The sequence below is a fragment of the Pseudomonas sp. TE6288 genome, assembly GCF_054062095.1.
In genome coordinates this window covers 162341-176399 of the sequence record NZ_JBSSEW010000015.1, presented here as the reverse complement: position 1 = coordinate 176399, position 14059 = coordinate 162341, and the positions used below count along the sequence as shown (strand labels likewise).

The window sequence follows — 14059 nt, the reverse complement described above, 5'->3', positions numbered from 1 at the left end:
TTATCGCTGCAAGGCATCGAAGCGCTGTGCCAGCCCCTGCTCGGCAAACTGCTCCACCACGAAATCGATGAAGGCGCGGGTCTTGCCCGGCAACAGTTTGCGCTCGGCGTAGTACAGGCTGATGTGCCCATCGTCAACGTACCAGTCCGGCAGCACCCGGCACAGCCGGCCTGAGGCCAGGTAAGGCAAGGCGAACGGCAGGCTGACCAGGGCGATGCCCAGGCCCTGCTCGGCCACCGCGCAGGCAGCGTCCGAATCGCTCATGGTCAGGCGCTGGGGCAGCTGCAGCGGCTGTTGCTCCTGCCAGCGACTGGTCAGCGGCCAGCTGCGCACCCTGCCGGTCTGCGGCGAGCGGATGAGGATGCCGGCGCAATCCTGCAACTGCTCCGGCCGGTCGATCGGCCCGTGCTGACGCACATAGCCCGGCGAGGCCACCAGCACCCGGTGCGCAGGCGTCAGCTTGCGTGCCACCACCCCAGGCGGCAGCTCGAAACCACCGCCGAGGGCGGCGTCGAAACCCTGGCCGATCAGGTCGACCTGGCGGTTGTCGAAATGCCAGTCCGCCGTCACCGCCGGATAGCGGGCCAGGAACTCGCCCAGCAACGGCAACACGTACAGGCGCCCGAACACCGTACCCATGCTGACCCGCAGCACGCCCGAGGGGTGGCCTTCGCAGTTGGCCAGATTGGCCACGGCATACTGGATGGTGCGAAAACTCTCGCTCACCTCGGCCAGAAAACGCTGCCCGGCCTCGGTCAGGGTCAGTTTGCGCGTGCTGCGCAGGAACAGGCGCACACCAAGCCGCGCCTCCAGCTGGGCGACGTTCTTGCCGACCGCCGCGGGGGTGAGCGAAAGGCGCCTGGCCGCTTCGGCAAAGCTGCCGACTTCGGCGCTGCGGATGAAGCATTCCAGGCTGCTGAAGGATTCCATCGCGGCCATTGCCAACTCCTGGTTTATTCTGACTAGCGTGATTGCCATCTTATCAATAGGTAATCGAGCGTCGATACTGTGTCCATCCAAGGCATCCGGCCTTGCTTGAACGCAGGAGATCAGCATGTCCCAAGCACTTCCCCTCACCGGCAAGGTGGCCCTGGTCCAGGGCGGCTCCCGCGGTATCGGCGCGGCCATAGTCCGCCGCCTGGCCCGCGACGGCGCCAAGGTCGCCTTCACCTATGTCAGCTCGAGCGCCAGCGCCGAGGCCTTGGCGGGTGAGATCAACAGCGGCGGCGGCCAAGCCCTGGCCCTGCGCGCCGACAGCGCCGACATCCAGGCCGTGCAGCAGGCCGTGTCCGACACCGCGAAAGCCTTCGGCGGCCTGGATATCCTGGTCAACAACGCTGGCGTGCTGGCGGTGGCGCCGGTCGCCGAGTTCGACCTGGCCGACTTCGACCGGCTGCTGGCGGTCAATGTGCGCAGCGTGTTCGTGGCCACCCAGGCGGCGGTGAAGTACATGGGCCAGGGTGGGCGGGTCATCAACATCGGCAGTACCAACGCCGAGCGCATGCCGTTCGCCGGTGGCGCGCCCTATGCCATGAGCAAGTCGGCGCTGGTCGGCCTGACCAAGGGCCTGGCCCGGGACCTGGGGCCGCAGGGGATCACCGTCAACAATGTGCAGCCTGGGCCGGTGGACACCGACATGAACCCGGCCAGTGGCGAGTTCGCCGAGAGCCTGATCCCGCTGATGGCTATCGGGCGCTATGGCCAGGCGGACGAGATCGCCAGCTTCGTGGCCTATCTGGCGGGGCCTGAGGCCAGCTACATCACAGGGGCGAGCTTGCTGGCCGATGGTGGGTTTGCGGCCTGATGCGTAATTGCCTGTTTCGGCCTCATCGCCGACAAGCCGGCTCCCACAGGTACGGCGCCGCTTTCAAGAACCGCGCCGCACCTGTAGGAGCCGGCTTGCCGACGATGGGTTATCCACCGTTCGCCAGCAGCTGTTCTTCGAGTACGTCCAGAAATGCCCGCGCCGCCGGCGTGGGGCTGGGCGACCACACCGCGTACAGGTGCCGCACCGGCGCATCCACCAGCGGCACCCTGGCGACATCCTTGAAGCCCCGAGCGATACGCTCGGGGACCAGGCCCACGGCCATGCTCCGCTGCACGAACTTCTCCACCAGGCGGATATGGCCTATCTCGAACTGCACCCGATGTCGCAACCCTGCCGCCTGGAACGCCTCGTCGGTCTGCCGACGCGCCCCGGTGCCCTCGGGAAAGTCCACCAGCACCTCGTCGGCCAGCTCGGCCAGGGCCAGCTGAGCCCTGCCCGCCAACCGATGACCAGGTGGCAGCACTGCCACTAACTCCTCCCGCGCCAGCAGACGATGCTGCACGCCATGCAGCGCCTCGCCCTGCCACAGGCCGATGAAGCCCACGTCCAGGCGCCGCTCGCAGACGTCCGTGACCAGCAACTCGCTCTTGGCGGTCAACCAGCACACGTCCACATCAGGGTAGCGCTCATGAAACACCACCAGCAGATCGACCAGGTCCAGCGCGGTGAGCGAGCTGATCTCGCCGATCGACAAACGTCCACGCACCTGCCCGCAGGCGGCGGCGACATCCTCGGCCACCCGCCGCGCCGCCGCCACCGCTGGCCGCGCGCTGAGCACGAAGGCTTCGCCGGCAGGGGTCAGGCGCACCCGCCGCGAACTGCGCTCGAACAGGCTTACCCCCAACTGTGCCTCCAGCCGTGCCACCTGATGGCTGAGGGCCGATTGCACCACGTGGCAGCGTTCGGCGGCGCGGGTGAAACTGCCGGTGTCGGCCACGGCCAAGGCGTATTCGAGCTGCTTCAGGTTCATCGATCTATCTGTTTTAGAGATTGATAAGCTGATAACTATACATTGGCTTCATGAATGACACTTCCTGATACTTGTCGCCACAAAACCTTGCCTGCAACGAGACTGCCCATGAAATCCCCGACTCTGAGTCGCGCCCTGATCCTGCTGATGGCCACCGCCACCGGCCTGGCTGTCGCCAGCAACTACTACGCCCAGCCCCTGCTGCACAGCATCGCCGAGCAGTTCGGCCTGAGTACCGCCAGCGCCGGCACCATCGTCATCGCCGCCCAGCTCAGCTACGGCGCCGGGCTACTGCTGCTCGCGCCACTGGGCGATCTGTTCGAGCAACGACGGCTGATCGTCACCATGGTGCTGATCGCCACCGCCGGGCTGGTGATCAGCGCCTGCGCGCCAAGCCTGCCGTGGCTGTTGTTCGGCACGGCGCTGACCGGACTGTTCTCGGTAGTAGCCCAGGTGCTGGTACCCATGGCCGCCGCGCTCAGTGCGCCGGATCAACGCGGCCGCGCCGTGGGCACGCTGATGAGCGGCCTGTTGCTGGGCATCCTGCTGGCGCGCACCGCCGCCGGCTTCATGGCCGAGCTGGGCGGCTGGCGCAGCATCTACGTGCTGGCCGCGGTGTTGATGGCCATCAGTACCCTCGCCCTGTACCGCAGCCTGCCGCAACACCACAGCCACGCCGGTTTGAAATACCCGGCGCTGATCGGCTCGGTGTTCCGCCTGTTCGTCGAAGAACCGGTGCTGCGCCTGCGCTCGCTGCTGGGCTTGCTGGCGTTCAGCCTGTTCGCGCTGTTCTGGACACCGCTGGCATTCCTGTTGAGCGAGGCGCCCTACTATTACTCCGACGCGGTGATCGGCCTGTTCGGCCTGGCCGGGGCGATCGGCGCACTGGCGGCGAACTGGGCCGGACGCCTGGCCGACCGCGGCAAAGGCTCGCTGGGCACCACCGTGGGGCTGGTGGCGCTATTGCTGTCGTGGGTGCCGCTGGGGTTTGCACAGAGCTCGCTGATGGCATTGCTGGTGGGCGTGCTGTTGCTCGACCTGGCGGTGCAACTGGTGCACGTGAGCAACCAGAACGCGGTGATCGTGCTGCGCCCCGAGGCGCGCACGCGGCTCAATGCCGGTTATATCACCTGCTACTTCATCGGCGGAGCGCTGGGGTCGCTGCTGGGCACGCAGCTGTTCGAGGTGCATGGCTGGGATGGGATCGTGGTTGCCGGCCTGGTGATCGGTGCGCTGGCGCTGCTGGTGTGGGGGCTGGCTGAGCGCAGGCGTGGGAAGGCAGTGGTGCCAGCCTGAAAGTATTTTGCTGACAACACCGGCCTCATCGCCGGCAAGCCGGCTCCCACAGGGTATCGCGCAACATTTGTGGGAGCCGGCTTGCCGGCGATGAGGCCTGCGCAGAAGTCAGGGCTTGCCTTCGATGAACGCTTCGTCCACCCGCGCCAGTTGCGTCTCGCTCAACACCCCCGCCTGGTAATGCAGCTTGATCCACGCCAGCAGGTAGTCGTAGCGTGCCTGGGCCAGGTCGCGGCGGGTGGTGGCCAGTTGCTGTTCGGCGTTGAGCACATCCAGGTTCACCCGTTCGCCACCTTGCACGCTCTTGCGTGTGGACACCACCAGCGCCTCGGCCGCCACCAGCGCCCGCTCGTAGGCACGCAACTGGCTGGCGCCGGACTGGCAGGCGTTGTACTGCTTGCGCAGCTCGATCAAGGCGCTGCGGGTGTTGCCGTCGAGCTCGTACTCGGCCTGCTCCAGATGCCGACTGGCCTGGCGGGTCGAAGCCAGCACCCCGCCCCCGGCGAAGATCGGCACGCTGACTTCAATGCCCACGGTGTTGGTGTCATAGCGCTGGTTGTAGGTGTTGCCGCTGTCCGACTCCTGGCGCCGCGAAGTAGCGAACGCGGTGACCTTGGGCAGGTGCCCGGCACGATTGCGCTCGACCTCGTAGCGCGCCACTTCCAGGGCCTGGCGCGATGACGACAGTTGCGGGTTGTTGGCCAGGGCCCGCTCCTGCCAGGCCTCGTAGCCGCTGGGGTCGACCACTGGCAGGGCGAAGCCCAGCCGCAGCGGCGCCAGGTCCTCGACCCGCACCGCCGGCTCGCCAATCAGCGCGCCCAGTTCGCGCAGCGCGGCATCCTGTTCGTTACGCGCCTTGATTTCCTCGGCATCGGCCAACTCGTAGCGGGCCTGGGCTTCGAGAATATCGGTGCGCGTGCCTTCGCCTGCGTCGAACAGCCGCTGGTTCTGCTGGAACTGCTGGCGGTAGGCCTGCTTGCTGGCGACGCTGATGGCAATCTGGTCCTGGGCGAACAGCGCCTGGGTGTAGCTGGTCATCACCCGCACCAGCAGTTGCTGGCTCTGGTCGCGGAAGCTCTCGTCGGCGAACAGCGCCTGGGCCACGCCCTTGCGATAGCTCGAATAGGCTTCATAGTCGAACAGCGGCTGCTGGAGGATGAAGGTCGAGCCCATGCTGTTGTAGGTGCGGTCTTCCTTTTGCCGGCGTGAATCGCCGAGGTAGCGCACCTCGGAATCGTTGCGGCCCTTGTTGTAGCTGTACGACAGGCTGGGCAGCAGGCCGGCGCGGCCGATGGCGCGGTATTCCTGGCCGGCCTCGCGGGCCTTGAACGCCGCGAGGTAGGTCGGGTCGCGGCGCAGGGCCTGCTCGTATACCTGGAACGGCCCCATGGCGGCCTGGGCGGCGGTCGGCAGCCAGGCGCAGGCCAGCAGCAGCCCGATCAGTGGGAACTTCTTCACTGGCGGTCCTTATTGTTCGGTCAAGGCGGTGCCTGCACGGTCGAGCAGGGGTTTGAACAGGTAGTTGAGCAGCGAGCGCTCGCCGGTACGCACGAACAGCTCGGCGGGCATGCCCGGGCGGATCGCCAGCCCCTCGAGACGCGCCAGCGCTTCTTCGCTGACGGTGCTGCGCAGCACGTAGTACGGCTGGCCGCTGCGCTCGTCGATCAGCTGGTCGGCCGACACCAGCGCCACCTCCCCGGTCACCCGCGGCGTGCGGTTCTGGTTGAAGGCGGTGAACAGGATGTCCACCGGCAACTGCGGTGCCACCTTGTCCACCAGGTTCACCGGCAGGCGCCCTTCCACTTCCAGCGCGGTGCCCTGGGGCACGATTTCCAGCAGGGTATCGCCGGCCCGCACCACGGCGCCTTCGGTGTGCACGCCAAGGTTTACCGCGATGCCGTCGGCCGGGGCGATGATCTCGCTGTGCTGCAGCTCAAAGTGCGCGGAGTTGAGCTGCTGCTCCAGGGTCGCGGCCTTGACCTGGGCTTCGGCCAGCTGACTGCGCACCTCTTTCTGGTATTCCTCGCGGCGCTGCTGCAAGTTGAGCCGGGCTTCGACGATCACCTGCTCCAGGCGCGCGCTTTCGCCGGCGTTCTGCGCCAGGTCGCGCTGCACCTGTGACAGCTGGCGCTGATATTCCAACACGCGGTTGCGCGGGATATAGCCCTCGCCGGCCAACGGGCGCAGGCTGTCGAGCTGCTCGCGCAACGAGTCGGCCTGGGCCTGCAGGTCGCCGCGCGCCCGGCGCATGCCGGTCAGCTGGGCCTGAGAGCCGTCGATGCTGGCAGCCAGGGCGCCCTGCTCGCGGGCCTGGGCCTGACGGCGGCTGTCGAACAGCTGGCGCTGGCCTTCGAGGATCAGCACCAGACGGGCGTCGGCGTCTTCGAGCAGCTCCGCGGGAAACTGCACCTGGCCGAGGTTGTCACGCTCGCTCTGCCAGCGTGCCAGGGCGGCGCGGGTCATGCGGTACTGGGCCTGCAGCGCATCGACGTCGGCCTGCACCTGGGTGCGGTCGAGGCGGAACAGCGGCTCGCCCTGGCGCACCAGCTGGCCTTCGCTGACCAGGATGCGGCTGACCACGCCCGCGCCCATGGACTGCACCGCCTTGCGCTTGCCCGACACCACCACGGTACCTTGCACCGGCACGCCCTGATCGAGCGGGGCGAGGCTGGCCCAGGCCATGAAACCGCCGAAACCGACCAGGGTCAGCCACCACCCCAGGCGGACATGGAAACGGGCATCACGGGTGTGCTGGCTCATGCGCCACCTCCGGCTTGCAGGGGTCGTTGCGCCGGGGCCTGGCCCATGGCGTGGAGGATATCGCGAGCCGGGCCGAAGCCCTGCATACGCCCTTCGTTCATCACCAGCAGTTTGTCGGCCTGGGCCAGCGCTGCGCTGCGGTGGGTCACCAGCACCACGGTGCGGCCCTGGGCCTTGAGCTGGACGATGGCGTTGGCCAGGGCGGCTTCACCGTGGCTGTCGAGGTTGGAGTTGGGTTCGTCGAGCACGATCAGCCGGGCATCGCCATACAGGGCGCGGGCCAGGGCGATGCGCTGCTTCTGGCCGCCGGAAAGGTCCACCCCCTCCTCGCCCAGGCGCGTGTCGTAGCCCTGGGGCAGGCGCAGGATCAGGTCATGCACGCCCGCCAGGCGCGCCGCCTCGACCACCTTGATGCCATCCAGTTCGCCAAAGCGGGCGATGTTCTCGGCGATGCTGCCGCGCAGCAACTCGATGTTCTGCGGCAGATAGCCGATGTGCGGACCCAACGCGTCGCGGTCCCATTGGCTGAGCTCGGCGCCATCGAGGCGCACATGGCCGCCGAGGGTCGGCCAGACGCCGACCAGCACCTTGGCCAGGGTCGACTTGCCCGACCCCGAAGCACCCAGCACGCCGAGCAGTTCACCCGGCGCCAGGGCGAAGTTCACCTGTTGCAGGGTGGCCAGGTTACGCCCGGGCGGGCCAGCGCTGACCTGCTCCACCGCCAGTTGCCCGGTGGGCACCGGCAAGGGCATCGGCGTCGGCGGCTCGGGGTGTTCGCGCAGCAGCCCGTCCAGGCGCTGGTAGGCCAGCTGCGCGCCGCTCCACTGCTTCCACACCGCGATCAACTGGTCGATCGGCGCCAGCACCCGGCCCATGAGGATGGAGCCGGCGATCATCATGCCCGGGGTCATCTGCCCCTCGATCACCAGCAGCGCGCCCAGCCCCAGCACCAGCGATTGCAGGCACAGACGCAGGCCCTTGCTGGTGGCGGTGATCACCGCCGAGGTGTCGCTGGCCTTGTTCTGCAGGTCGAGGAAGCGCCCGTGCAAGCTGTACCAGCGCTGGCGCAGGGCACCGAGCATGCCCATGGCCTGGATGCTTTCGGCGCTCTGCAACTGGCTGCCGGCCAGTTGCGTCGACTGCTGCTGGAAGCCACTGGCCTCGGCCAGGGTGGCATGGGTGAGGCGCTCGTTGAGGATCGCCAGGGCGATCAGCAGCAGCGCGCCGACCGTGGCCATCACGCCCAGCCAGACGTTGAAGGCGAAGATCACCGCCAGGTAGATGGGGAACCAGGGCGCATCGAAGAAGGCGAACAGCGCGGGGCCGGTGATGAACTGACGCAGTTGGGTGAGGTCGCCCAGGGCCTGGCCAGCGGCACCGTCACGCTGGCGCAGATTGCGTTCGAAGGCGGCGCGGTAGACCTTCATATTGAACGTCTTTTCCAACTGGTTGCCGACCCTAATGACAATGAAACTGCGTACGGCTTCAAGCCCGCCGATATAAACGAAGAAGCCGACCACCATCAGCGTCAGCACCCACAAAGTTGTCGTGCTCTGCGAACTCAGTACACGGTCGTACACTTGAAGCATATATATCGACGGCACCAGCATGAGCAAGTTGATCAATGCCGTGAAACAGCCGACGCTGATCAAGGTCGACTTATGTTCGCCGAGTGCCGCCCACAAAGGCGCCCCGGGCTTTTTGCTCGGTAGTTTCATGTTTCGCCCTTGCTTGCCTGAAACTTTGAAGTTTCAGGCCGGGGTTATTTGTCCAGGCGCTTGAGCACCAGTTGCGTACCGTCCGGCCGGGTCCAGGCGTAACGCTTGGCACCCTCGCGACTGAAGTGCACCACGCTGCTGCCGTCGCCGCCCACCAGGGCCAGGGTGTCGGGGGTTACCAGCCAACTGCCGGGGCGCAGGCCCAGCAGGTCCCTGGCGCAATCCAGGTCGCCTTCGATTTCGCCTTCGTTGGCGCCCAGGTGCAGGTTGCAGGCTTGCGCCTGCTGCTGTTCGGGGTAAAGCGTCCAATCACCGGCCATTTGCGCGGCGTTGGGGAGTAACAGGCTGCTCGCCATACCTACCTCGGTCATCGACATCAGGGCAATCGCGGCCAGCGCGATCGTTCGCAAGGTTGCTTTCATTCGTCTGCCTCGCCGACAAAAGGGCGACGCGCGAGCGCCGCCCCCTGGTACATCAGACCACGATGTCGGTGACAGCGGCCTGGCCAACGGTGGTCACCAGGAAATCAGCCGAGGCGTTTCCGGTGAAGTCGATGGACAGGCTGCCCAGGTTGGTGGCCTGGTCGTAGGTCAGCAGCGCCTCGCCGGCATGGCCGGTGAAGGCATTGACGAACTGCAGCGGCAGCTTGTTCACGGCGAACGCGGAGATGGCCGACAGGTCGATCTTGTCCACGCCCGAGGTGAAGTCCATGATGCGGTCCGGCGCCGCCTTGGTGGAGTCGCTGACGGCGGCGAACACGAAGGTGTCCGCGCCACTGCCGCCCCACAGCTGGTCGGCGCCGCCGCCGCCGTAGATGATGTCGTTGCCGGCACCACCCTTGAGCACGTTGGCCAGCGCATTGCCGATCAGCAGGTCGTTGCCCGAGCCGCCGAAGGCGTTTTCGATGGTCACGCCCTTGGCGATGGATACGTTGCCGACCATGCCGCCGACATCGGAGAACGACGCTTCGTTGAGGTTGATCTTCTGGTTCTGGGTGAAGCCAGAGAAGTCGAAGGTGTCGTTGCCGCCACCGTCCCACACCGAGAACACCAGCTTCGACGAGGCCGAGGTGGCCGAGTAGAAGTCGCGATCAGCGGTGGAGTTGAAGCCGTAGGTGGTGTCGCTGGCGCGGGTGGCATAGTTGGCGCCGTAGAGCTTCTGGATCGCCAGGATGTCATCCATCAACGGAGCCGAGGCGTAGTACTGCCCGCCGCCCTTGATGAAGTTCTGCCCGTTGTTGCTTTCGCTCCAGTAGCTCATGACGCTGTAGCCACGGGTATCCTGGGCGTAGTCGGCGTCACGGTAGGTCGGGTTGCCCTCGCCGGCGTTGTAGTCGCCAGGGTGGGACAGGCCGAGCACGTGGCCGATCTCGTGGGTCAGGGTCTGGCGCCCGTAGTTGCCGGTGCCCGGGGTGATGTTGACCTGGTAGCCGCTGTTGATCAGGTACCAGGACTCGCCCTTGTGCGAACCCGGGCCGTCGAACGGCAGGTAGGCAAATGCCGCGCCGCCGTTGCTGGCGCTGAAGTTACCGAAGGTCATGTGACCGTCGCCGCCCGATCCTGCCTCGGTGAAGGTGACCTTGGCCACGTCCGACCAGGACTGCATGGAGAGCTTGGCCTGTTGTTTCTGCAGGTCGCTGAACTGGCTGAACGAGCCCAGTCCGCGGCTGTAGAAGTCAGACGGTGCCTTGGTCAGGAAGGTGTAGGTGAGGCTGATCGTGCCGTCCTTGTTCAGGTCCTTCCAGGCTGCGCCATCACGCAGGAGGTGGTCGGCGGCCTGGTCGACCGTGAAGGACTTCTTGCCATTGATGTTCGCGCCGCCGCGATCGTACTGGTGGGCAAAGCTATCGATCAGGCCGAAGGACGAACTTGGTCCCTTCGGCTGCAGTGCGGAAACGGCCGAAACAATAGCGCTTTCTTTGACTTTCGACATGCAGGTTACTTCCTTGTTTACAAAAAAGCAGTTGATGTCAGACAGGATTTCCCACCTGGCGAGAACTTCCTGTCACTCGCCTTTATGAGGCGCAAAAAAACTGACACACATTGAAACTTAATGTCCAGCGTTTTTTGGCGCCATTTTTTCGTTTTCGAAAACTCAACTGCATCGCACTTATTTGCGCAAACTGCGATGGATCAATGGCGGCAGCTGCAAGCATTAGTTCCAATCATGCCCCCAGGGCTTTATAGACGACGATTCGAAGTTTACTTTCGAAAATGCGACTTGTGCCTGTGATTTGCCATCAACGCTTCGTTTAGGCGCTTTACTACGCGACGACCTGCCGCACGACCCTCCGTCGCCTCGGCGTTGACTTGCCAGCGTGCGGAGCGCTCAGTAGGCGTTGGTCAAAGCCCCTTCCTGACAGGACGACACAATGACAAGACTCACGGTGCAATCCGGCGATTTCTTGCAAGGTGAAGGCGAGTATCGCAATGGAGCGCTCACTCTCAAGACCCCGCGCAGCCCTTCGCCCGGCGAGCGCATTTCACTGACGCGGATCAAGGATCTGAAACTGGCCAACCTCGAGTCGACCCGCAGCCTGGGCACCGCCCTGGGCTGGGGGGTGGCCGGCGCCCTGGTGGCCGGCCCGGTCGGCCTGCTCGCCGGCCTGTTGCTGGGCGGCAAGGAGGAAGAAGTCACCTTCCTCGCCACCTTCAAGGATGGCCGCAAGCTGCTGGCCATCACCGACGGCAAGACCTGGTCGAAGATCGACGACAGCTGGCGCCGGCACCAGCGTCCGGCGGCGGCCTGAATCACACCCCGCTTCGTTCGTATTGACTGTACTGGCGTCATCGCCGGCAAGCCGGCTCCCACAGGAAGAGCGCATGCCTCTGCATTGCGCGGCATCGGTGGGAACGGCGGTGCGCCAATCCCACGTCTGCACCCTGCATCCCTGAAAGGCTCGGCAGCCTGCTACCATGGCGCCCTTTTGCCTGCCCGACAGCTGCCGAGCGATAACGGCGCGTCCGCTTTTCAAGGAGCCTTGCATGACCCCGCTTCGCCCCCGCCTACCCTTGGGCCTGCTCGGCCTGGGCCTTGCCCTGCACAGTGGTCATGGCCTTGCCGACGACAGTGTGGCCCTGGCCCCCGTGCGCATCTCGGATGTTCAGGACAGCGGCTACCAGGCACGCGAAGCCCAGGTCGGCGGCCTGCACAGCACACCGCTGCTCGACACCCCGGCAGCGGTCAGCGTGTTCAGCCGCCAGCTGCTGGACGACCGCCAGGTGCGCAAGCTGAGCGAGGTGCTGCAGAGCGATGCCTCGGTGGGCGAAAGCTATGCGCCGATCGGCTACTACGAAAACTTCAACGTGCGCGGCTTCGAGCTCAACGCCGCCAGCAGCTACCGGGTCAACGGCCAGACCATCGCCGGCGAGCAGAACGTGGCGCTGGAGAACAAGCAGCAGGTGGAGCTGCTCAAGGGGCTGTCCGGGTTGCAGAGCGGCGTGTCGGAGCCCGGCGGATTGGTCAACTATGTGACCAAGCGCCCGGAGGATGTACGCAGCCTCAGCGTGTCGAGCAACGAACAGGGCGAACGCTACCTGGCCACCGACCTGGGCGGCTGGTTCGGCGCCGAGCGCCAGCTGGGCCTGCGGGTGAACCTTGCTCACGAGGATATCCGCTCGTATGTCGATCATGCCGACGGCAAGCGCGATTTCGCCTCCCTGGCCCTCGACTGGCAGCTCAACCCGAATGCCGTGCTGGAGCTGGATGCCGAATACCAGCACCGCGAGCAGTATTCGGTGCCGGGGTATCAACTGCTCGGCGGCACCCAGCTGCCCCATGGCGTCGACCCCAAGGATCACTTGGCCTGGCAGTCGTGGGCCAAACCCGTGCAGAACGACTCGCTCAACCTGGGCGGGCGCTTCAAGTACCAGTTCAACGACAACTGGAACGGTACCTTGAGCGCCTCGCGCAGCAAGGTGGTAATCGATGACTACAGCGCATTCGCCTGGGGTTCGAGCGAAGGGTCCTACTTCGGCAGCAATGGCGACTACGACATCTACGATTTCCGCAGCCCTGACGATACCCGTCGCATCGACGAAGCCCAGGCCACGCTCGACGGGCGCTTCGATGCCTTGGGCGTGAGCCATGAGCTGACCGTCGGCACCAGCGCCCAACGCCGCACGCTCGATCAGCGACCGGGCTACAACGAGTGGCGAGGTACGGGCAACATCCATACCGGTGCGCCAGCCGTGGAGCCATCGGACAAGCCCATTGGCAGCAGTGAGCGTCGCCTGGACAGCCGTCAGTACGGCCTGTTCTTCAGCGACCGCATCACCTTCAACGACAATTGGCAGACCGTGATCGGCGCACGGGAAGTGCGCCTGGACGAAAAGACCTGGGACCAGAATGGCGTTGCCGGGCGCCACACCCGACAGTACCAACTGCTGCCCAACGCAGCTTTGATCTACAAGCCGCAGCCGGACACCACCTTGTACGCCAGCTATGCGAAAGGCTTGTCCTCAGGTGGCACCGCCCCCTGGTATGCCAGCAACGCGTTCGAAATCCTCGCCCCCACCCTGTCGCGCCAGCTCGAAGTCGGTATCAAGCGTGACTGGCAGGGCATGAGTTTCAGCGCGGCCCTGTTCCAGATCCGCCAGGCCTACCAGTACGCCCGCCCCGATGAAAACCCGGCGCCGACCTACGTGCAGTCGGGCCAGCAGAAAAACACCGGCCTCGAACTCGGCGCCAGCGGCTGGGTCACCTCCAACCTGCAGATCCAGGCCAGCGCCGCGGCGATCCGCGCCCGGGTGCAGAACAGCGACACCGTCGCCTACGAAGGCCACCAGGCGATCAACGTGCCGCGCCTGCGCGCCGCGCTGCAGGCAGACTACGCCCTCCCCGTCCCCGGCCTGGCCCTGCTCGGCGGCGCCCGCTACAGCGCCAGCAAGTACGCAAGCTCTGCAGGCAATGTCGAAGTCGGCGGCTACACCGTGTTCGACATCGGCAGCCGCTACCGCACGAACATCGGCGGCTACGACACCGTGCTGCGCCTGACCGTGGACAACGTCTTCGACAAGCGCTACTGGCGCGACGTGGGCGACTACCTGGGCGACAACTACCTGTTCCAGGGCGCGCCGCGCACGGCACGGCTGTCGGCCTCAGTAAGTTTCTAAAGAGGCTGCTTCGCAGCCCATCGCCGGCAAGCCGGCTCCCACAGGAGATCGCATTACCTTGTGGGAGCCGGCTTGCCGGCGATGCGATCGCACAGGTAAAAAAAAGCGACAAACAAAAAGCCCCCGAACCTTTCGATTCGGGGGCTTCTCGTAGAATGTGGCGGTGAAGAAGGGATTTGAACCCTTGATACGATTTCTCGTATACACACTTTCCAGGCGTGCTCCTTCGACCACTCGGACACTTCACCGTTTTCTCTTCAAGCTATTCAGCCTGTCGAGGCGCGCTAATTTAGTAGAAGAGCTTTTACTTGGCAAGCATTTTTTTCAGAATTTTCATGCGCTTAAGGCAATCGGCCGAAAAGTCTGGCCAATC

Annotated in this window: 11 protein-coding genes and 1 tRNA gene; 4 read left to right on the top strand and 8 right to left on the bottom strand. The window is 65.4% G+C overall.

Annotated features, from left to right (window positions below; genetic code table 11):
• A complete protein-coding gene (locus tag ACVWY1_RS17560) occupies nt 1-930 on the bottom strand; it encodes a LysR family transcriptional regulator (protein WP_457378572.1) in 930 nt (309 codons plus the stop codon).
• A gap of 124 nt (nt 931-1054) precedes the next feature.
• On the opposite strand from ACVWY1_RS17560, the gene ACVWY1_RS17555 reads away from it, so the two are divergent.
• Nucleotides 1055-1804, top strand: a complete 750-nt coding sequence (locus ACVWY1_RS17555) for a 3-oxoacyl-ACP reductase family protein (RefSeq protein WP_139672712.1) — start codon at nt 1055-1057, stop codon at nt 1802-1804.
• 109 nt (nt 1805-1913) lie between these two features.
• Here ACVWY1_RS17555 and ACVWY1_RS17550 read toward each other — a convergent pair whose 3' ends face one another.
• Nucleotides 1914-2798, bottom strand: coding sequence for a LysR family transcriptional regulator (locus ACVWY1_RS17550; protein WP_139672715.1), 885 nt, complete (start codon nt 2796-2798; stop codon nt 1914-1916).
• Nucleotides 2799-2906: 108 nt separating this feature from the next.
• Between ACVWY1_RS17550 and ACVWY1_RS17545 the strand changes: the two genes are divergently transcribed.
• The gene (locus ACVWY1_RS17545) at nt 2907-4094 is read left to right on the top strand and encodes an MFS transporter (protein WP_457378566.1); all 1188 of its coding nucleotides are present in this window, start codon (nt 2907-2909) and stop codon (nt 4092-4094) included.
• A 108-nt stretch (nt 4095-4202) separates the two neighbouring features.
• On the opposite strand, the gene ACVWY1_RS17540 is transcribed toward ACVWY1_RS17545, so the two are convergent.
• From ACVWY1_RS17540 to ACVWY1_RS17520, 5 genes are all read right to left on the bottom strand, one after another.
• Nucleotides 4203-5552: a TolC family outer membrane protein gene (locus tag ACVWY1_RS17540; RefSeq protein ID WP_198754640.1), complete on the bottom strand. Its 1350-nt coding sequence runs from the start codon at nt 5550-5552 to the stop codon at nt 4203-4205.
• 9 nt (nt 5553-5561) lie between these two features.
• Nucleotides 5562-6854 (bottom strand): HlyD family type I secretion periplasmic adaptor subunit, encoded by a 1293-nt coding sequence (locus ACVWY1_RS17535; protein ID WP_457378565.1) that lies wholly within the window; start codon nt 6852-6854, stop codon nt 5562-5564.
• Nucleotides 6851-8572, bottom strand: coding sequence for a type I secretion system permease/ATPase (locus ACVWY1_RS17530; RefSeq protein WP_457378564.1), 1722 nt, complete (start codon nt 8570-8572; stop codon nt 6851-6853). The genes ACVWY1_RS17535 and ACVWY1_RS17530 overlap by 4 nt, the downstream gene beginning before the upstream one ends.
• 44 nt (nt 8573-8616) lie before the next feature.
• Nucleotides 8617-8982, bottom strand: a complete 366-nt coding sequence (locus ACVWY1_RS17525) for an AprI/Inh family metalloprotease inhibitor (protein ID WP_457378563.1) — start codon at nt 8980-8982, stop codon at nt 8617-8619.
• Nucleotides 8983-9046: 64 nt separating this feature from the next.
• A complete protein-coding gene (locus ACVWY1_RS17520; protein ID WP_102684208.1) occupies nt 9047-10504 on the bottom strand; it encodes a serralysin family metalloprotease in 1458 nt (485 codons plus the stop codon).
• 439 nt (nt 10505-10943) lie between these two features.
• Between ACVWY1_RS17520 and ACVWY1_RS17515 the strand changes: the two genes are divergently transcribed.
• Both ACVWY1_RS17515 and ACVWY1_RS17510 read left to right on the top strand, forming a co-directional pair.
• Nucleotides 10944-11321: a hypothetical protein gene (locus ACVWY1_RS17515; RefSeq protein ID WP_457378562.1), complete on the top strand. Its 378-nt coding sequence runs from the start codon at nt 10944-10946 to the stop codon at nt 11319-11321.
• A gap of 235 nt (nt 11322-11556) precedes the next feature.
• The gene (locus ACVWY1_RS17510; protein ID WP_111532678.1) at nt 11557-13686 is read left to right on the top strand and encodes a TonB-dependent siderophore receptor; all 2130 of its coding nucleotides are present in this window, start codon (nt 11557-11559) and stop codon (nt 13684-13686) included.
• A gap of 158 nt (nt 13687-13844) precedes the next feature.
• Here ACVWY1_RS17510 and ACVWY1_RS17505 read toward each other — a convergent pair.
• Nucleotides 13845-13934 (bottom strand) — tRNA-Ser (locus tag ACVWY1_RS17505).
• Between the last annotated feature and the right edge of the window lie 125 nt (nt 13935-14059).